A 20082-nucleotide genomic window follows, 5' to 3' on the forward strand; every position below is an offset into this window, starting at 1 on the left:
TTTAAATTGTATTGATTTGCATTAAATCCAACCATTGTTTTCCTATTGTTTCCAACAAAAATGGAGTTACACTTTCTTTTGCATTTTGCTTACAATATTGATATAATTTTTCATCCCCAACCATTACATTCATTGCTTCTGTAAGTTTTTCTATGTTTTGGTCCTCTACTAGAATTCCATTTTTTAAATTACTGATAATTTCTCCTGGACCGCAAGGACAATCAAACGAAACAACTGGAGTTCCACAAGCCAACGCCTCTAAAATTACATTAGGCATTCCTTCATTTTTACTGCTCAAAACTAAAAATCGAGCATTTTTTAGATATTTAAAAGGATTATTTTGATAACCCAAAAAATGCACAAAATCAGATACATTAGACTCTTTTGCTGCTTTTTTCAATTCTTTGCTATCTCCTTCTCCAACTATTACAAGATGAATTTGTTTGTCCTTTAAAACAGAATTGGCATAACTCAAAATCAATTTATCAAACTGTTTTATATTATTTTCATATTGCCCAATTGCAATTATGTATTCAAAATCAATAGTAATTGGTTCATCACACTTTTCATAAATCTGCTCCAAATTAACCGGATTTGAGATCGTAATTACATTGTTCAACTGATGTTTCTTGACAATTAATCCTTCCATTTGATTGGTTATTGCGACATTGGCATAACAGTAATTGTACGTTAATTGTGTCAACCAAGAATTATTTGGCATATAATGGTCAATCAAAAAACTATGGACTGTAAAAATTGTTTTTGTATTATAAATAAATCTGGCTAATATTAATTCCTGAATGACTTTGGTTCGAAAACGAAAATCAATAATAAAATCAAAATCGTTTTGTTTAAGATACTTTCGCAAAGAAACTAATCGTTTCATTTTATTGAATAGGCCGTTACTTTTGTTCTTCAGCAAACCCAAATTGACCAGTTTCCCGGAGTATGGATACGAGACTTCATCCAAAACAATAATAATATGAACATCAATATTATTCTGGGCAAAGAAAACAGACAAATTCGCCATCACTTTATCACTACCGCCTCCACTCAATCGATAACCGATTAATGCAATTTTATATTTTTTGTGAGGCAATATCATTTTCGTTTTGTTATTTTCGTCTCAAATATAACTATTTTAAAAAATAATGCAGGACAATCCACTCGTTACTATTATTTGTTTGTGCTACAACCACGAAGCGTACGTAGTTGAGAGTTTGAATTCTGCCATTAATCAATCGTATCCTTCAATTGAACTCATAATCGTTGACGATTGCAGTAATGATTCTTCGAAAGCCATAATTAGAACTTGGCTCAAAAAAAATCCTGAAATTCAGTTTATCGCCAATGAAACCAATTTAGGAAATACCAAATCCTTTAACAAAGCTCTAGAATTGGCCAAAGGAGAATATGTAATCGACCTTGCTGCTGATGATGTTTTATTACCTAATTGTGTGACGTTGCAAATGAATGCTTTCGAGAACAGTCCTTATAAAAACCTTGGAGTTGTTTATGGCAATGTTGAATTGATTTCGGAAAACGGCTCGTTCGACTCTTATTATTTTCCAGTAAACAATCAAAAAAAAGCAATCGAAAACAGAATTACAGGAGAAATTTATCAATCGGTTCTTTCTGGAGGTAATAGTATTTGTTCGGTATCAGCCATGATTAAGAAAACGGTATTCGATCGTTTACAAGGTTATGATGAAACATTGGCTTATGAAGATTTGGATTTTTGGATTCGGGCTTCTCGCCTATATGAATTTGATTTTATCGACGAACCTCTTGTTCAAAAAAGAATAGTTGCAAATTCATTAGGGAGTGATTTCTTCAAAAAAAATGATAGTCGAGCCAAGAAAATAAATCATTCTACGTACATAATCCTAAAAAAAGCAATCACACTAAACCAAACTAGAGCCGAAGATTTGGCTATTCAAAAAAGAGTACATCATGAAACTATACACACATTAAGGATTAATGAGTTTGGTTTGTTTTTGAAGTTTATCGGATTACGGATTTTGTTGATTAAGAGAAAGTTTTTTAAACATTGATTATTGTTTGAATACTATAACTGAACAATCAAATACTTCATCAAAGGCTCTTTCTCGTTTTCCCAATCACGGCTATAATTATTTTTCAAGAGCTTGACCGGAATCCCTCCTAATAAAATATTACTTCCAAAATTTGTATAATCTTTATTGCACAAAGAATTTGAGGCAACAACACAAAAATCAGGAGTTCTAGTATTTGGCATTATCGAAATTCTGTTGGAAAATGCATTATAACTACCAATATAGATTGGGCCTTTTAGAGGATAATGTTCACCTGTCAGCGTGTTTATCATAGGGTGAAAATTGGTGTCCATTATTTGTGATTCATGCCCTATTCTTGACCAATCTCCAATAACAAGTTTATGGGTACAAATCACCTTAACACTGGACCCTAAACAAGACATATACCCAAACTCACAGTCGGCATTTTCGCCGACATACAAAATAATATCTTTCCCCATATGTGCGTATCCATTGAATGTTAGCTTTCCATAAAGTGAAAGTTGCGCAATTCCTTTAGATCTAATTTCTATTTCAAATTGTTGTCCAAATCCAATCATCGCTGTTTTGATTGGTCCGTTTATTTTGATTTCACCTTGAATGCTTTGAAAATGAACCTTCCCGTAAAAAAAGACAGGAAGCTTTTTTGCGGTTTGAAAAGGAAATTTTTTAAAATTAAAATAAAGCGTTTTTGTCCAATTTACAGAATAATAAAATTTTAATTTATGATATATCGAACGCAATTTGCAATACATTTTCTTCACCATCTTCTTAAACATTTTTTTTCTTATTAATCGAATTAAATAAAAACTTAAGGCCTATTTTTTCATTCAAATGGTACAAAACAAATCCTAACGATAAAATTATCATAACCGCCATCAAGCTGTATTTTAAAATTGGATTTGGTATGTATCGCATAAAAAAAGTGGCAACGCACATGACGATGCAAATCATATAAGCACGATAAAATTCAGCATCAAAACAGAAATCATACCGCATCTTTGTAATGATTTTTACAGCGAATAAATGTATTAAATAATAAATCAAGAAACTAAAGCCAAGTCCTTCTAAACCATAAAAATAATATCCCAGTATATTTAAAATCACAGACAAAAAATTAAATCCTAAAGCGGTTTTAATAAAAATTTTCGAATCTCCTTTCGCAATTAATATATAACCCATTGACCACGAAACAGCCCGAAACAACATCGCCAGTATTCCAAAACATACCATTGGGATAATCGAAATGAATTTTGACGTATATAAAATTTTTATAATAAGCGGAACAAACGTTAAAAATAGAATTATTATTGGAGTTATGATAAAGATGGACATATAGGATTGCTCCATCACACTAATCCTAATTTTTTTGTTATCGTTGCAAATTGAGGATAATTTCGGAAAATAATCGGTACTCATTACTGCAAAAACAATTCCCACATAAGAATTCAGCAAGGTAAAACCTGCATTATAAAATCCTACCTCTTTTAAACCTCCATTTTTTCCAATATAAATCTGAATGATATAAGATGCCAATAATGTCAGTAATCCACTTAATGTAAGCATCACTCCAAGTTTGATTATGCTTTTCCCTTCAATGATTAGTTGGGCATTAGAAACAGTCGATTTTTCAATTTTAATCTTTCTTGAATAATAAAAAGATACCAACAAAGATGAAACAGCCGTTACCACAATCGTTGGTACAATGGCATCAATTCTATAAAAATAATACAAAGGAGCGGAGAACAACAGTCCTGTCAAATTTCCATAAAAATTAGCTTTGGCCAATATTTTTAATTTTCGTAATCCTTGAAAAACCACCATTTGCCCTACAGACAACTGCTTAAACAACAACGTTATTGACAGATAAACAAACAGATAGCTGTAATTTGAATTACCGAAAGTGAGTTCGCTTAACCAACTTGAAAACAATGCAACCATCAATGTTCCAAAAATCCCCGTTACAAATGCAATTTTTTTAACTATTGCAATTATTGGAGAGACCGTGTTTAAATCTGCTGAATTATACTGTTCAGAAATGTGTTTTATGGCAGATGTTTCTATTCCCAAACCTGTAATGCCGCTAATCATATTCAGTGCTGAATTCAACAACGAAATAATTCCCATTCCAGCTGGTCCAATAAATATTGCAATCAATTTTGTCCTCACAATTGAAATAATAATATTTAAAAATTGCATCCCGCCAAAAATAGAGGTCGCTTTTACAATTTGCAGATATGAAGATTTACTTTCGGACACTATTTCAATATTTATTTAAAATTTCGACAACATAATCCACCTCCTCCAATGTCATAACTGGACTTATAGGCAAACTCAATACTTCTTTGTGTATTTTTTCGGTTATCGGGAAAGATAAATTATTCCACGATTCCAAAGCCTTTTGCTGATGTGGTGGAATCGGATAATGAATCACCGTTTCTATATTATTCTTTGCTAAATAGTTTTGTAGATCTTCTCTGTTTTGGGTTCGAATAACAAAAAGATGAAAAACATGATTGTTACTTAAATCCCAAAAAGGCAAAGTGATTTTATCATTCTTTATTTCGGACAAATAACCTTTGGCAATGGATCTTCGTTTTTCATTATCGGTATTTAAATTGGATAATTTCAGGTTCAAAAAAGCGGCTTGCAATTCGTCTAATCTGGAGTTAACTCCTATAAAATCATTTTGATATTTGATTTCTGAACCATAATTGCGAAGGGATTTTATGGTTTTTGCGAGCTCGGCATCATTCGTTACTACAGCACCTCCGTCTCCAAGAGCTCCGAGATTTTTTGTTGGATAAAAACTATATGCTACTACCGATTGTTGATTACTGATTGCACCTGATGATTGTGCTGCATCTTCAACCACAATTAAATTATTTCGATTCACAATTTCATTTATAGCATCCATTTTGGCCAATTGACCATAAAGATGAACGACTAGAATGGCTTTGGTTCTTGATGTTATTTTATCTTGAATTAAAGTCGGGTCAATATTATAAGTTTCTAACTTTGGCTCGACCAAAATTGGTACTAAATCAGCTTGAAGAATGGCGAGTATACTGGCAATATACGTATTGGCGGGTACAATAACTTCGTCTCCTTTTTGCAGTTTTCCCAGTTGAATATATCCTTTAAAAATCAGTGTTAATGCATCTAAACCATTCCCTACTCCTATGCAATATTTAGCACCACAATATAGAGCAAAATTGATTTCAAACTCCTGAACTTCCTTACCTAAAATATACCAACCACTGGACAAAACCGATTTCAATTTTTCTTGAAAAGCAGTTTCATAGGGTTCGTTTATTTTTTTTAAGTCTAAGAATTTTATCATTTTATGACATTTTCAAGTTTTGAATAATTAATCGTTTCTACTTCATAAAAATCCTGTAATACGGTACTTGCACCAAAACTTTCTTTCCAAAAAGACAATCCTTTATTGAGTATTCTGCCTTGATTTAAATTGGAAGTTCCAAAATCAAAAAAACGCTTCTCCTTAAAAATTTCAGTTATTAAGTGATGGTATAAAAAATCTAAACTCCCTGTTGCACTTTTGTTTTTATCTGCGGAAATATATTGCGAATGAATTACATTTTCGCTTTCAAACAATGTCGCTCCAGCTACAATTTGGTCTTTATAATACACATTAAATTGGCTAATGTTTTTAGAAAATTTTCTTTTTAAATCTGTAATTTCTTCTAAACTATGAACCGGTTTTGCTTGATATTTTTTTTCTAAATTTGGAATCAATATAGTATTCCAAAAATCATCAAACTGATCAACTTCTCTAATTTCCAAATTATTTACCATTCCTTTTTTTACACCTTCTTTCCTTCCGTTTGCTATTAAAATTGGTTTAGATAAATCAATTACAGAAAGTGTTTCCCTTCTAATTAATTGGGCTTCCGCCAAAAAAAGAGCATAATTTAATTCTTCGGCTGGTTTGTTATGATAGATGGACGGCAAAGTTTTGACTTGGATTTTGGAAATTTTATTTTCATTTAAATAAAACAAAACGGCTTTGAAAACAAGAATTACCGAGGCTAATTTTAATTTCTCCCCATAAACTAAACCTCCATATGTTAATCCTTGATGGGAATAAACTACATTTTCAACTCTACTGGCGGGTAAAACGGCAACTACTTTTTCGTCCTCATAAACCACCAAAGAATAATCCTCGAATCGATCTTTGTGGTAATCCATAAAATCACGATGAAACAGAAAAGTAGCGTTCTTGGCTTGGCTTATAAAAGTATTCCAATTGGAATAATCACTTTCTTGATATCGTTTTACAGTATAGTTTTTCACAATTGAGTATTAAAGAGTGGAAAAGTACACAATTAGGGTAATATTATAAATACGAATTGCAAAAAAACGTGAATAATCAACAATAAAAAAACAAACAACGTTTTCACACCCGAACGATAAACAAAATGACTTTATTTTTTATGTTCTATAGGAGAAAAGTGCCACTTATATTTTACGGCCAGTAAACGAATGACAATAATAACCAATGAGGTAATGAGGTACAAAATTTCATTCTCTAAATTCATTTTTCGAAGTATAAAAAATACGATTCCTCCCAAAATACAGATCGTTGCATAAACTTCCTCTCGAAAAATAACTGGAATCTCGTTACATAAAATATCCCGAATGACGCCTCCAAAACAGGCGGTCATGGTTCCTAAGGCGATACAAATAGTTGGATGAAGTTGGTATTCTATTCCTTTTTGAATTCCGATTAAGGTAAAAACACCCAATCCGATAGTATCGAATAAGGCTAATGAAGTGCGGAGTTTATCTAATCTTTTTCGGAATAGTATTGTCAAAATAAAACCTAAGGTAATCACATACACATAGGTCAAATCCTGCATCCAGCCAACAGGCATGCGTCCTATCATAACATCACGCAAAGTTCCACCTCCAACTGCGGTCACAAATGCAATGATGAAAACGCCAAACGGGTCTAGTTTTTTACTCATCGCCGTTAAAGCGCCTGACATGGCAAATGCCATGGTTCCGATGATGTCAAGTAGGTGAAACATTGATATTTTAGAATTTAGACTGCAGTCCCGATAGCTATCGGGATAGATTGCAGATGTACTTAAGATTTCAAAATTAAATAAAAAACGACTTACTATTGATTATTTTAAGAATTTAAAAAATGGTAGTACCTTAGCACCATAATAACTTAGCACTTTTACCTTTGAAACAAATCACTTCCATCCAAAATCCTTTTATTAAATCCTTGGTGCTATTGCAGGAAAAAGCAAAAGCCCGCAAACAATCGGGAACGTTCTTAATTGAAGGAAAGCGTGAAATTTCACTTGCCTTAAAAGGAGGATATGAAATAGAAACGATTTTGTTTTTACCCGAAGTTTGTTCGGAAACGGAAACCCGTAAATTATCGAATAACGCTGAATTGATAGAAATTAATAAAGATGTCTATCAAAAACTAGCATATCGAGACACTACCGAAGGTATTTTGGCTATAGCCAAAGCCAAATCGATGCAGTTATCCGATTTACAATTATCCGAAAACCCATTGATTATTATTGCCGAAGCCCCGGAAAAACCGGGAAATATTGGCGCTTTATTACGTACCGCCGATGCCGCAAATCTTGACGCTGTGATTATCGCCAACCCAAAAAGTGATTTATACAATCCAAATGTGGTTCGGTCGAGCGTTGGTTGTTTGTTTACCAATCAAATTGCAACAGGAACCACTACTGAGATTATTGCTTTTTTGAAAGAACGAAACATCAATTTTTATTGTGCCACGCTACAAAACTCCACTTCATACCATACCCAAGATTACACTTCGCCAACTGCATTGGTTGTAGGAACAGAAGCCACGGGACTGACACAGGAATGGCGTGATGCTGCCACCCAAAATATCATTATCCCAATGCAAGGCGAAATTGACAGTATGAATGTTTCGGTAGCCGCAGCAATTTTAATATTTGAAGCTAAAAGACAGAGGGGATTTTAAATTGTAGATTTTAGAATAAAACACATAGATAATATAGATTTCCAGATTTAATTACATAAAAAATATGAAAAAAATTAGCCTTTCACTTTTAGTACTTCTTGCATTTAGCGTCCATTCTTTTGCTCAGATTTCGGAACAAGAAGTGGACAATGTTGTTAACAGAACTTTAACCGCCTTTAATGTTCCAGGAATTGCAGTAGCGATTGTAAAAGACGGGAAAGTGGTATTGGCAAAAGGGTACGGAGTGAAATCTATACTAACCAATGAAAAAGTCGATGCAAATTCACTTTTTGGAATTGCTTCCAACAGCAAAGCTTTTACAAGTGCTGCTTTGGCTATGTTAATAGACCAAGGCAAACTAAAATGGGACGACAAAGTCATTACTTACCTGCCAAATTTCAAAATGTACAATGATTATGTTACCAACGAATTTACGATTCGGGATTTACTGACTCACAGAAGCGGATTGGGACTTGGCGCAGGAGATTTAATGATTTGGCCTGACGGAAGCAGCTTTACCGCACAGGATATCACACAAAATTTACAGTATTTGAAACCGGTTTCTGCTTTTAGAACACAATATGATTATGATAATTTATTATACATTGTTGCAGGAGAAGTTGTTCATAAAGTAAGTGGTATGAGTTGGTGTGATTTTATTGAAAACCGAATCATGAAACCACTCGAAATGAATAACAGTGCAGCTTCTTTTGTTCGCCTGAAAGACACCACTAATGTTATTGCACCTCACGTTCCTATTCACGGAAAACTAAAAGTAATTAAGCGATACCAAAATCAATTGTTCGATGCAGCAGCTGGAATTTATTCTAGTGTAAATGACATGAGCAAATGGATAATTATGCAATTGAATAATGGAAAATACAGCCCAGAAAACAAACAATTATTCTCCGAAAAAGAACATACCGAAATGTGGACTCCGCAAACTATAATTCATGCAGTAACAAAACCGCCTTACAATACTCATTTTAGTTCTTATGGATTGGGTTGGTTTTTGAGTGATGTAAAAGGATACAAACAAGTGACTCACACGGGAGGATTAGAAGGAATAGTGACTCAGGTGACTTTAATTCCTGAATTAAATTTAGGGATCGTAGTATTAACCAACCAGCAATCGGGTGCGGCTTTTAACGCGGTAACCAATACTATAAAAGATAGTTATCTAGGCATCAAATCGGATGATTATGTCACTGTTTACAGTAATAGAGTAAAAGCCACCGAAGAATCGGCTGATAAAGTAACTGACGAGGTTTGGGCATTGGTTGCCAAAAACAAAAAAGAAAATAACAAAATTAACATCAACAATTACATTGGCACCTACAAAGACAATTGGTTAGGCGAAATTGTAATTAGTGAAAAGAAAGGAAAATTATATTTTGCATCAAAAAGATCTCCACAACTTTCGGGAGAATTATTTCTTTATAAAGACAAAAATTTAGTGGTAAAATGGAATAATGCTTATTTCCATGCCGATGCCCATTTGTTTTTTGAATTTGATGCAACTGGAAAAGCAATTGGCATCAAAATGAAACCGATTTCCGAACTTACAGATTTCAGTTACGATTTTCAGGATTTGGACTTTAAAAAAGTATTGTAGACTGCAGAAGGCAGAATTCAGATTACTAAATTCTGCCTTCTTAAATCTAAAATCTACAATTTAAATTCCAAAAATCCCTCCTCCTTCCCTTGTATATTCTCTAATTTTTTTTTATATTTAAGAATTGAACCATGCCGTTATGATAGAAATCGATATAGAAAAAGAAAACAAAGCAATTGCTCAAGAATATAAAGAGTTATTACGCATCAGTTACCAAACCTTGACCGCAGAGGATAAAAAACTGATACGCAAGGCTTTTGATGTGGCAGTTGATGCCCATAAAGACCAGCGCCGTAAATCAGGAGAAGCCTATATTTTCCATCCTATTGCCGTCGCCAAAATTGTAGCTTCCGATATTGGTTTGGGAGCAACTTCCATCGCCGCAGCCTTAATGCATGATGTTGTTGAAGATACACCAATCACCGTCAAAGACATTGAAAAAATGTTTAATCCCAAAATCGCCCAATTGGTTGAAGGATTAACCAAAATATCATTGGTACAAAAAGACCTCAATGTATCGATGCAGGCCGAGAATTTTCGCAAAATGCTATTGACCCTTAATGACGACGTTCGGGTAATCCTCATTAAAATTGCAGACCGATTGCACAATATGATGACCATGGACTCCATGGAAGATTACAAACAAGTCAAACTGGCATCTGAAACCTTATACATTTATGCGCCATTAGCGCATCGATTAGGACTTTATAAAATCAAAAACAAACTGGAGGATTTAGGGCTAAAATATACTGAACCTGAAAGATACAACTCCATTGTCAGCAAAATAAGAGAAACCAAGGAAGAACAAGATTTATATATCAAAGACATTTCTGAAGTACTCCAAAAAGCATTGGATGAAGAAAACATAGATTACATCATCAAAGGCAGGCCAAAATCCATCTATTCTATCAATAGAAAAATGTTGGCTCAAAATGTGACTTTTGACGAAGTTTACGACAAATTTGCCTTGCGTATCGTCTATAAATCAAATCCACATGATGAAAAATTCCTAGCTTGGAAAATTTACTCCATTGTGACGGACCATTACAGACCCAGTCCAAGTCGTTTACGTGACTGGATTTCCTCACCAAAATCAACTGGTTACGAAGCATTACACATTACCGTAATGGGGCCAAAAGGTCGTTGGGTAGAAGTACAGGTGCGAAGCGAGCGCATGGATGAAATTGCCGAAAAAGGATATGCAGCACATTACAAATACAAAAACGGAGCCACCGAAGAAAACGGTCTCGACGTTTGGTTAAACCTTTTGAAAGAAGCTCTCGAAAACTCCGAAACAAGTGCAGTAGATTTTGTGGAAGATTTCAAAATGAACCTATATTCCAAAGAGATTTATATTTTTACCCCAAAGGGAGAAATCAAATCTCTGCCCAAAGGTGCCACTTCATTGGACTTTGCTTTTAGCATCCACTCCGAAATTGGAATAAAAACGAGAGGAACAAGAGTCAACGGGAAATTAGTTCCTTTAAATTATGAATTGAAAAGTGGAGACCAAGTAGAAATTATCACATCTCCTAACCAAAAACCAACCATCAACTGGCTGGATTACGTAACCACTTCAAGAGCAAAAAATAAAATTAGAAACGTCCTCAACGAGAACACCAAAAAAATTGCCGAAGATGGAAAAGAACTTCTTACCCGTAAACTAAAACACCTAAAAGTCACACTAAACGAGCAAAGCATCAACGAATTGGTCAACTTTTTTAGGCTAAAAACGAGTTTGGATTTATTTTACAGAGTGGGTGTAGGTTCCATTGACAACCAACAATTAAAAGATTATGCTGCCCAAAAAAGCAACACTTTAATCAACTTTTTCAAAAACAAAATCAAGCGTTCCCATAGCACTGCCGACGAAGATATTCACAAACAAGTCATCAGTAGCAATTACGATATGCTCGTTTTTGGAAAAACACACGACAAACTCGATTACAAATTATCTAGCTGTTGCAATCCCATCCCAGGAGACGAAGTTTTTGGTTTTGTAACCATAAATGACGGTATCAAAATCCATAAAAAAGACTGTCCAAATGCCATTTCTCTTCAGTCAAATTATGCATACCGAATCATGCAGGCCAAATGGATCGATTCCACCCAGCAAGACTTCAAAGCCACCATCAACATCATGGGAATGGATACGTTGGGACTTACAAATGAATTGACAAAAGTGATTTCAAACAACATGAATGTAAACATTCAAAGCATTTCTCTTAACGGTGAAGCCGGTATTTTCAAAGGTCAAGTATCCGTAATTGTGCCCAACATCACCATTCTGAAAAAATTAATGGATAACATCAAAAAAATTGACGGAATCGACAAAGTAACCCGAGTGTATAAAAACTAACAAAAAGCATTCAATACAAAAACAAACTTTAAAAGTCAAAATTGTGATAATCGCAACCAAAAGACAAAAACAAATAGTTCCAAAAACCATTTGGGCGTGCCACCATTAGGAAAAGAGGCCAACTTAACTAACCGCCGATTCGGCCTCTTTCCCTAATGCTGTCGGGCTATCCGTGCTACTTCGGTAGCTTGCTCCTATCCCTCACGCACTAAGCCAGATCAGTAAGTTTTCATAAAAAACATCTTCTATTATCCGTCACCATAGCCAAAAAAATAAAACACTGGATTTAGAATTAAAACTCTAAATTTTTATACTTTTAAAATAATAATTTATCTTTGCAAGATATGACACTCATTTCCACAGATAACAACAAAAATCAGGAGATTGTAAAAAATGTTTTTACAATGTATCTCGAAAACAAAGGACACCGCAAAACACCAGAACGGTATGCTATCCTTCAAGAAATATACGACAGTGAGGAACATTTTGATATAGAAAATCTATACCTCAAAATGAAAAACAAAAACTACCGTGTCAGTAGAGCAACCCTTTACAATACAATAGAATTATTACTGGACTGCGCTTTGGTTCGCAAACATCAGTTTGGACAAAATCAAGCACACTACGAGAAGTCCTATTTTGACAAACAGCACGATCATATTATTATGACCGATACTGGTGAAGTAATTGAATTCTGTGATCCACGAATTCAAACTATCAAAAAAACAATCGAAGAAATTTTTGATATCGAAATTACCAATCATTCCCTATACTTATACGGAAACAGAAAAAAGACAAACGCAGAAAATACAATAGAAAATTAACTACAAATAAAACATAGAATGACTGTAGATTTATTATTAGGATTACAATGGGGAGATGAAGGAAAAGGTAAAATTGTTGACGTTCTTACATCAAATTATGATATAATTGCTCGTTTTCAAGGAGGTCCAAACGCAGGACACACTTTAGAATTTGATGGAATAAAACACGTTCTTAGAACTATTCCATCAGGAATTTTTCATAAAACTGCCATAAACATTATCGGAAACGGAGTGGTAATTGACCCAGTAGTTTTTCAAAAAGAAATTGAAGGTCTTGAAAAATTTAATTTAGACATAAAAAGTAAATTAATCATTTCTAGAAAAGCACATTTAATCTTACCAACACACCGCTTACTGGATGCAGCTTCTGAAGCTTCAAAAGGGAAAGCAAAAATTGGTTCTACACTTAAAGGAATTGGTCCAACTTACATGGACAAAACGGGTAGAAACGGATTACGTGTTGGAGATACAGAATTAGAAGATTTTAAAGAACGTTACAGAGCATTGGCTGACAAACACGAAGAAATGATTAAATTCTACGATGTTAACATTCAGTACAATTTAGTTGAAATGGAAAAAGAATTTTTCGAATCTATCGAAGTTTTAAAATCATTAGACTTTATTGACAGCGAAGAATACTTAAACCAAGCTCAAAGAGCAGGAAAATCTATTCTTTGCGAAGGTGCTCAAGGTTCATTATTAGATGTTGACTTTGGAACATACCCATTTGTAACGTCATCTAATACTACTGCAGCTGGAGCTTGTACAGGTTTAGGAATTGCCCCAAACAAAATCAAAGAAGTTTACGGGATTTTCAAAGCTTATGTAACTCGAGTAGGTAGCGGACCTTTCCCTACTGAACTTTTTGACGAAGATGGAGCTACAATGGCCAAAGTTGGAAACGAATTTGGATCAGTAACCGGAAGACAAAGACGTTGCGGATGGTTAGACTTAGTTGCATTAAAATACGCTGTTCAAATCAACGGAGTAACACAATTAATGATGATGAAAGGCGATGTTCTTTCTGGTTTTGAAACGTTGAAAGTTTGTACGGAGTACAATTACAAAGGAAAAACCATTTCGCATTTCCCTTACAATATCGAACCGGAAAATGTAACTCCAGTTTTCAAAGAATTCAAAGGATGGCACCAAGATTTAACTGGCATGACCACTTACGACCAATTGCCGATTGAATTAAAAGAGTACATCGAATTTATAGAAAAGGAAGTAGAAGTTCCAATAAAAATTGTTTCTGTTGGACCAGACAGAAAACAAACAATTCTAAAATAATAAATTAACGTCTCGATAAATCGGGACGTTTTTTTTAGCACTTAAAATTAAATCCCATGAACAATCCTAAAATAAAAAACTTAAAAACCGAACTACTTTCCGATAATTGGTACACCTTAAATAAAATTACCTACGACTATCAAAAGAAAGACAATACTTGGGAAACTCAAATTAGAGAAGCTTACGACAGAGGAAATGGAGCTACCATATTGCTATACAACAAAAGGAATAAAACTGTAATTCTGACTCGGCAATTTCGATTACCAACATACCTAAATGGCAACAAATCAGGCATGATGATAGAAGCGTGTGCTGGACTATTAGACAAAGACCACCCAGAGCAGTGCATTATCAGAGAAACCGAAGAAGAAACAGGTTATTTACTTCCCGCAGTACAAAAGATTTTCGAAACATATATGTCTCCCGGATCAGTAACAGAGATCATCTATTTTTTTATAGGAGAATATGATGAATCCATGAAAGTAAGTTCTGGTGGGGGCTTAGAACAGGAACATGAAGAAATTGAGGTGCTCGAAATGCCTTTTGACCAAGCATATGGTATGATAGAATCCGGTGAAATAAAAGATGCCAAAACCATTATGCTATTGCAGTATGCAAAAATCAATAATTTGGTTTAATGCTAAAAAAAGAGTACTATATCTTAAAATAGTACTCTTTTTTTTTAATTCAAGACTTATAAATTAGGTTGTGGTGTCATACGCAAATATGGTTTAATACGAGTATGCCCTTTTGGAAACTTGCCAGCAATATCACTATCCGAAATAGCCGTAGATATTACCACATCTTCCCCATTTTTCCAGTTAGCAGGAGTAGCAACACTGTAATTAGCCGTCAATTGTAAACTGTCAATGACCCTAAGCAATTCTTCAAAATTTCGCCCTGTAGAGGCAGGGTAAGTCAACGTCAATTTTATTTTTTTGTCAGCTCCAATCACAAAAACCGAACGAACCGTAAATTTATCACTCGCATTGGGATGAATCATATCATAAAGCATAGCGACTTCTTTATTTTCATCAGCAATAATTGGAAAATTAACTGTTGTATTTTGAGTTTCATTTATATCTTTTATCCATTCCTTGTGAGATTCTAAACCATCAACACTTAAGGCAATAACTTTTGTATTTCTCTTAACAAATTCAGGATAATAATTCGCTACTGTACCTAATTCAGTAGTACAAACTGGTGTAAAATCAGCTGGATGCGAAAACAATACACCCCACGAATCGCCTAACCATTCATGAAATTGTATAGTTCCCATTGATGTTTCTGCTTTAAAATCTGGAGCAGTATCTCCTAATCGTAATGTTGACATAATTCTAATGTTTTTAGTTTCCTTAAAATTAAATAAAAAAACAACAAACACTAGAAAAAATCATGAATGTAATTACTACAAATCAAACAGTTACTCAAATATTCTCAAATTAAACGGACTACAAAGTACCAAAACAACAAAGTGAAAAATGAAATAGGAATTCCAAAACCAATCATCATACTACTCAATCTTGGTTTCAACCCATAAGTAGAAGCTAATATGCAACCCGTAATCATAGGTGCCATCGCCGATTCTAATATAGCCACTTGAATATCTTTCGAATGTTGATGTAACACTATCACGTATAAAAAATAGATAATGGCAGGAGTCAAAATTAATTTATAAAACAATCCCAAACCTAAAAAATCCCAATGCATACTCCTTTTTTCAAAACGCAATTGCAATCCCACTGAAAGTAATGCCAAAGGAGTCACTGCACTACCCACCGACTTGAATAACCATTGTTCCCAATCTTGAAAATCGAATTGAAAAAAATTCATCAAACAGGCTATACAAAAAGTAATGAATGGAGGAAAAAAAGCAATCTTTTTGGCTATTTGCACACTACTCAAACTTCCCTTCGCATAGATCGTGGCAACCAAAATGCCCAAAGTAGAAAGTACCACAAAAGAACCTGGCTGATCAACGATAATGGCCGTTTTCAAACCCTCCTCTCCATACAATGCTTCAATTATTGGAAAACCTAAAAAAGAAGTATTACTAAGTCCCGCACAAATAATCAAACAACCTATGAGCTTTCTTGGCCATCCTCTTTTTTTCCCTAAGTAACTAAAAAAGAAATAAGAAACAACAAATCCTATCCAAGCCACTCCAATCGGAAACAGTAATTGATTGTCCCACTTAATTTTCGGAATATAATATAACGCTAAAGCGGGAAGACAAATATAGACGACAATCCAATTTAGAATCTTATGCGCATTTTTGGGTATTTGCTTTATGTTTTGCAAAATAATACCAAGGAATAAGAAAACAAAAATGAGAATAAAGTTGTTCATCGCATAAAATAGAACACAAAAATACCACTAAAAACACTTTAAGCAAAACCAATCTATTTAATTAAACGCAATAAGTGAAAAAAATATTTAACCAAAGTAATGCATCAATTCAAAATAAACAATACATTTGCAATAAATTTTATTACAGTATGATTTCAGGAAAGTTTGCCATCACATTACATATCCTAACATTGCTTTCTAAATTTCCAGATGACTATTTATCATCAGACTTTATAGCAGGCAGTATGAACGTACATCCTGTTTTAGTTAGAAAAGAAATTGCTAACCTTAAAAAAAATCATATTGTAGAAAGTAAGGAAGGAAAAAATGGAGGTACTCGATTACTAAAATCAGCATCAAAAATTACTTTGGATGCCATTTTCAAAATGACTTTTGACACCGTAACATTGGGTTTTTCTAAGAACGAACCCAATCCAGATTGCCCTGTTGGGAAACAAATTAATAAAAATTTAGAGCATTTATATGACGATATTAATCAAACTATTAGCTTGCAATTGAACGAAATAACGCTGGAAGATTTTTCCAATAAATTCTAATCTATTTTTTTTTACAAAACTGTAACTTTTTTTATTACTCTTAAATACATATTACTATGAAAATCGCACTTATCGGAGCCACTGGATTTGTAGGCTCCAACATTTTAAATGAATTATCAAGCAGAAATCATGATATTACTGCCATTGCAAGGAATCCTAAAAAAGAAACAAATGCGAATTGGGTTTCTGTAGATATTTTTGATACAGATGCATTAGCTGAAATTTTAAAGGGCAATGATGCTGTAATAAACGCATACAATCCAGGCTGGGCTAATCCAAACATTTATGAAGATTTTATCAATGGATCCAAATCAATTCAAGAAGCTGTAAAAAAATCCGGAGTAAACAGATTCATCACCATTGGTGGCGCAGGAAGTTTATTTGTTGCGCCAAATCTACAAGCCGTTGACACTCCTGATTTCCCTAAAGAATATCATGCAGGAGCAACTGCTGCCAGAGACTATTTAAATATTCTTAAAAAAGAAAAAGAGTTGGATTGGGCTTTTTTCAGTCCAGCATTCGAAATGCATCAAGGAATAACGACTGGGAGAACAGGTAAATATCGATTAGGATTAGAAAATCCAGTTTTTGATGAAAATCAAAGAAGTATTTTGTCGGTTGAAGATTTAGCGGTTGTCGTCGCTGATGAAGCCGAAAATCCAAAACACCATCAAATTCGTTTTACTGCTGCATATTAAGAAATATAACTCGATTAATAATAAACAGTTTCAAAGGTCCGTCTTTTGAAACTGTTTTTGTTTTGATTACTTTTACTTTCAAAAAAAATATTTTGTCTATCAAAAAAAATAACCAAAGCGCTTTAAATGAAAAAGCTGGCATTTCACCTCCAGAAATTACCAGTGCAACTGCTATTGACCAAATCAAAATATCCAGAAAAAAACAACCTACTGCACAAGAATTGATCGATGGAATTTTGGCAGGAAATATAACGGCACTCAGTCGCGCTATCACATTAATTGAAAGTACTAATATTGTGCATCTGGAGAAAGCAAGCGAAGTAATTAATGGCTGTTTACCTTATTCCAACAAATCAATTCGAATAGGAATCACTGGAGTACCAGGTGTTGGGAAAAGCACCTTTATTGAAGCTTTTGGGAAACACTTAACGAATTTGGGCAAAAAAGTAGCCGTTCTTGCCGTTGACCCAAGTAGCACAATTTCGCACGGAAGCATACTGGGCGATAAAACCCGAATGGAAGAATTGGTAAAAGACAAAAATGCATTCATCCGCCCATCGGCATCCGGAGAAACCCTAGGTGGCGTCGCCCGAAAAACGCGAGAAACCATAATACTTTGCGAAGCTTGCGGATTTGATGTTATTCTAATTGAAACTGTTGGTGTGGGTCAAAGTGAAACAGCCGTTCATAGCATGGTCGATTTCTTTTTGCTTCTAAAAATTGCTGGTGCAGGTGATGAACTTCAGGGTATCAAACGCGGTATTATGGAAATGGCCGATGCCATTATTATCAACAAAGCGGATGGTGATAACATTAAAAAAGCACAATTGGCAAAAGTAGAATTCAATAGGGCTTTGCATCTTTTTCCTGCAAAAAAGTCAGGATGGATTCCAACTACAGCGACCTGTAGCGCAATAACCCACAAAGGAATTGACGCAGTTTGGCAAACTATATTAAATTATCTAGAATTGGTGAATTCAAATCATTATTTCATAGAAAAACGCAAGGAACAAAATCAATTTTGGATGATGGAAACCATTGACGAACAATTAAAAAATCATTTCTACAATCAACCAAGTATTATTAAGTTATTGGACTCTACAAAAAAAGCGGTTCAAAACAATGAAGTATCTCCATTTGCTGCAGCTCAAATTTTACTGGACAGTTATTTTAAAAAATAGAACTGAATTATACTTCATCAAACAAAAAAAACTGCAAAAGCTTTTAATTCACTTTTGCAGTTTTTTATTTATAAAACGATATGCTATAAAAAATTATCCTGATACCATTGTACTTGTGCTTTCAAACCATCGTACAAACTGGTTTTAGGATTATAGTTTAATAATCTTCTTGCCTTGTCAATTACAGCTTTAGTTCTCAATTGATCACCAGTCCTGGCCTCAACAATTTGCAGGTCAATTTTTTTATTCAAAATTTGCTCAACAATTTCAATTCCTTGCTGAGTTGTATTTTCTTCCTCAGTACCTAAATTGATAATTTCATTATTGACCACATCTTCCTTTCCAATTACACTCACCACGCCATCAACAATATCCTGAACATAAGTAAAGCTTCTTAAGTGATTCTCACTTCCTTTAAACAGGGGAAATGGAACGTTATTAAAAGCATTAGCAATTAATTTGGTGTATAATTTTTCAGGTCTTTCGCGTGGTCCATAAACTGAATACAGGCGCAAAGAACAAGCCTTAAATTGCCCAAGTCTGCTGCTCGCCAAAACCAATTGTTCGGCTGCTAATTTAGTCACTCCATAAAAAGAAGCAGGTGATGGAGCCACAGTTTCATCAAAAGTAGCATGAATCCCATAAATGGAAGATGTGGCAATATTTACAAAAAGAGCTAATTTTTTATTTTTTAAGGCAAAATCAAGCAAGTTTTTCGTTCCAATTACATTATTTCCCAAATAATCTTCAAAACTAGAAGTTGCAGAGATCCCAGGTTGAGCTGCAAAATGAAATATATAGTCAAAATCAGTCGGCAATTTTTGAAGTTGTTGTTCAAACCTCAAATCTATTTTTTCGATTGTAATTCCTTTAGAATTCAACACATTCGCATTCAATTGCTTCAAAGAAACATCATAATAATCTGAAAAATTATCCAAACCAACCACTTCATGTCCAATAGATCGCAGTCGTTCGGCTGTGTGCGAAGCAATGTATCCAGCAGCACCAGTAATTAAAATTCTCATAAATTAAGCTTTAGTGATTAATATCGGTAGCAAATAATTTAAATCTCAATTCTATTTTCAATCAAAAAACTTTTCAGTTATTTAATCAAAACAAAGATAAACAAATACAATAGTACGGGATAAAAAATA

19 protein-coding genes are annotated in these 20082 nt (G+C 34.0%); 10 read left to right on the top strand and 9 right to left on the bottom strand.

Going from position 1 to position 20082, the window contains the following annotated elements; genetic code table 11:
• Position 1: 1 nt before the first annotated feature.
• On the bottom strand, positions 2 to 1099 hold the full coding sequence (locus DOS84_RS07135) for a glycosyltransferase (RefSeq protein WP_165830405.1): 1098 nt from the start codon (positions 1097 to 1099) through the stop codon (positions 2 to 4).
• A gap of 52 nt (positions 1100 to 1151) precedes the next feature.
• Between DOS84_RS07135 and DOS84_RS07140 the strand changes: the two genes are divergently transcribed.
• On the top strand, positions 1152 to 2054 hold the full coding sequence (locus tag DOS84_RS07140) for a glycosyltransferase family 2 protein (protein ID WP_111409427.1): 903 nt from the start codon (positions 1152 to 1154) through the stop codon (positions 2052 to 2054).
• 14 nt (positions 2055 to 2068) lie between these two features.
• Here the strand turns inward: DOS84_RS07140 and DOS84_RS07145 are convergent, their stop codons facing one another.
• The 5 genes from DOS84_RS07145 to DOS84_RS07165 form a co-directional block, all read right to left on the bottom strand.
• Entirely contained in the window at positions 2069 to 2833 is a 765-nt protein-coding gene (locus DOS84_RS07145) for an acyltransferase (protein WP_243636333.1), read from the bottom strand.
• Complete coding sequence (locus DOS84_RS07150; RefSeq protein WP_111409428.1) at positions 2826 to 4313, bottom strand: oligosaccharide flippase family protein; 1488 nt, start codon at positions 4311 to 4313, stop codon at positions 2826 to 2828. The genes DOS84_RS07145 and DOS84_RS07150 overlap by 8 nt, the downstream gene beginning before the upstream one ends.
• A gap of 4 nt (positions 4314 to 4317) precedes the next feature.
• Positions 4318 to 5397, bottom strand: coding sequence for a DegT/DnrJ/EryC1/StrS family aminotransferase (locus DOS84_RS07155; protein ID WP_111409429.1), 1080 nt, complete (start codon positions 5395 to 5397; stop codon positions 4318 to 4320).
• Entirely contained in the window at positions 5394 to 6371 is a 978-nt protein-coding gene (locus tag DOS84_RS07160) for a GNAT family N-acetyltransferase (RefSeq protein ID WP_111409430.1), read from the bottom strand. Before DOS84_RS07160 ends, DOS84_RS07155 begins: the two co-directional genes overlap by 4 nt.
• A gap of 131 nt (positions 6372 to 6502) precedes the next feature.
• Positions 6503 to 7108 carry a trimeric intracellular cation channel family protein gene (locus tag DOS84_RS07165; RefSeq protein ID WP_111409431.1) on the bottom strand — a complete coding sequence of 202 codons (606 nt, stop codon included), beginning with the start codon at positions 7106 to 7108 and terminating at the stop codon, positions 6503 to 6505.
• A gap of 161 nt (positions 7109 to 7269) precedes the next feature.
• On the opposite strand from DOS84_RS07165, the gene DOS84_RS07170 reads away from it, so the two are divergent.
• The 6 genes from DOS84_RS07170 (at position 7270) to nudK (ending at position 14781) form a co-directional block, all read left to right on the top strand.
• Positions 7270 to 8055, top strand: a complete 786-nt coding sequence (locus tag DOS84_RS07170) for a TrmH family RNA methyltransferase (protein ID WP_111409432.1) — start codon at positions 7270 to 7272, stop codon at positions 8053 to 8055.
• Positions 8056 to 8119: 64 nt separating this feature from the next.
• The gene (locus DOS84_RS07175) at positions 8120 to 9670 is read left to right on the top strand and encodes a serine hydrolase (RefSeq protein ID WP_111409433.1); all 1551 of its coding nucleotides are present in this window, start codon (positions 8120 to 8122) and stop codon (positions 9668 to 9670) included.
• A 139-nt stretch (positions 9671 to 9809) separates the two neighbouring features.
• Positions 9810 to 12029 (top strand): RelA/SpoT family protein, encoded by a 2220-nt coding sequence (locus DOS84_RS07180; protein WP_111409434.1) that lies wholly within the window; start codon positions 9810 to 9812, stop codon positions 12027 to 12029.
• A gap of 344 nt (positions 12030 to 12373) precedes the next feature.
• Complete coding sequence (locus DOS84_RS07185; protein ID WP_111409435.1) at positions 12374 to 12853, top strand: Fur family transcriptional regulator; 480 nt, start codon at positions 12374 to 12376, stop codon at positions 12851 to 12853.
• Positions 12854 to 12871: 18 nt separating this feature from the next.
• Positions 12872 to 14143 (top strand): adenylosuccinate synthase, encoded by a 1272-nt coding sequence (locus DOS84_RS07190; RefSeq protein ID WP_111409436.1) that lies wholly within the window; start codon positions 12872 to 12874, stop codon positions 14141 to 14143.
• Between the two features lie 56 nt (positions 14144 to 14199).
• Entirely contained in the window at positions 14200 to 14781 is a 582-nt protein-coding gene (gene nudK / locus DOS84_RS07195; protein ID WP_111409437.1) for a GDP-mannose pyrophosphatase NudK, read from the top strand.
• A 56-nt stretch (positions 14782 to 14837) separates the two neighbouring features.
• Here nudK and DOS84_RS07200 read toward each other — a convergent pair whose 3' ends face one another.
• Positions 14838 to 15476, bottom strand: coding sequence for a peroxiredoxin (locus tag DOS84_RS07200; protein WP_111409499.1), 639 nt, complete (start codon positions 15474 to 15476; stop codon positions 14838 to 14840).
• Positions 15477 to 15580: 104 nt separating this feature from the next.
• The gene (locus DOS84_RS07205; RefSeq protein WP_111409438.1) at positions 15581 to 16492 is read right to left on the bottom strand and encodes an AEC family transporter; all 912 of its coding nucleotides are present in this window, start codon (positions 16490 to 16492) and stop codon (positions 15581 to 15583) included.
• A gap of 74 nt (positions 16493 to 16566) precedes the next feature.
• On the opposite strand from DOS84_RS07205, the gene DOS84_RS07210 reads away from it, so the two are divergent.
• The 3 genes from DOS84_RS07210 to meaB all read left to right on the top strand — a co-directional run bounded on the left by DOS84_RS07210 (position 16567) and on the right by meaB (position 18928).
• Positions 16567 to 17049: an RrF2 family transcriptional regulator gene (locus tag DOS84_RS07210; RefSeq protein WP_243636334.1), complete on the top strand. Its 483-nt coding sequence runs from the start codon at positions 16567 to 16569 to the stop codon at positions 17047 to 17049.
• 56 nt (positions 17050 to 17105) lie between these two features.
• Positions 17106 to 17747 carry an NAD(P)-dependent oxidoreductase gene (locus DOS84_RS07215; protein ID WP_111409440.1) on the top strand — a complete coding sequence of 214 codons (642 nt, stop codon included), beginning with the start codon at positions 17106 to 17108 and terminating at the stop codon, positions 17745 to 17747.
• Positions 17748 to 17839: 92 nt separating this feature from the next.
• Positions 17840 to 18928 carry a methylmalonyl Co-A mutase-associated GTPase MeaB gene (gene meaB / locus DOS84_RS07220; RefSeq protein WP_111409500.1) on the top strand — a complete coding sequence of 363 codons (1089 nt, stop codon included), beginning with the start codon at positions 17840 to 17842 and terminating at the stop codon, positions 18926 to 18928.
• A gap of 83 nt (positions 18929 to 19011) precedes the next feature.
• Here the strand turns inward: meaB and DOS84_RS07225 are convergent, their stop codons facing one another.
• On the bottom strand, positions 19012 to 19953 hold the full coding sequence (locus tag DOS84_RS07225; protein WP_111409441.1) for an NAD-dependent epimerase/dehydratase family protein: 942 nt from the start codon (positions 19951 to 19953) through the stop codon (positions 19012 to 19014).
• Between the last annotated feature and the right edge of the window lie 129 nt (positions 19954 to 20082).

It is taken from the genome of Flavobacterium aquariorum (assembly GCF_003254745.1).
In the GTDB taxonomy this organism is placed as follows: Bacteria; Bacteroidota; Bacteroidia; order Flavobacteriales; family Flavobacteriaceae; genus Flavobacterium; species Flavobacterium aquariorum.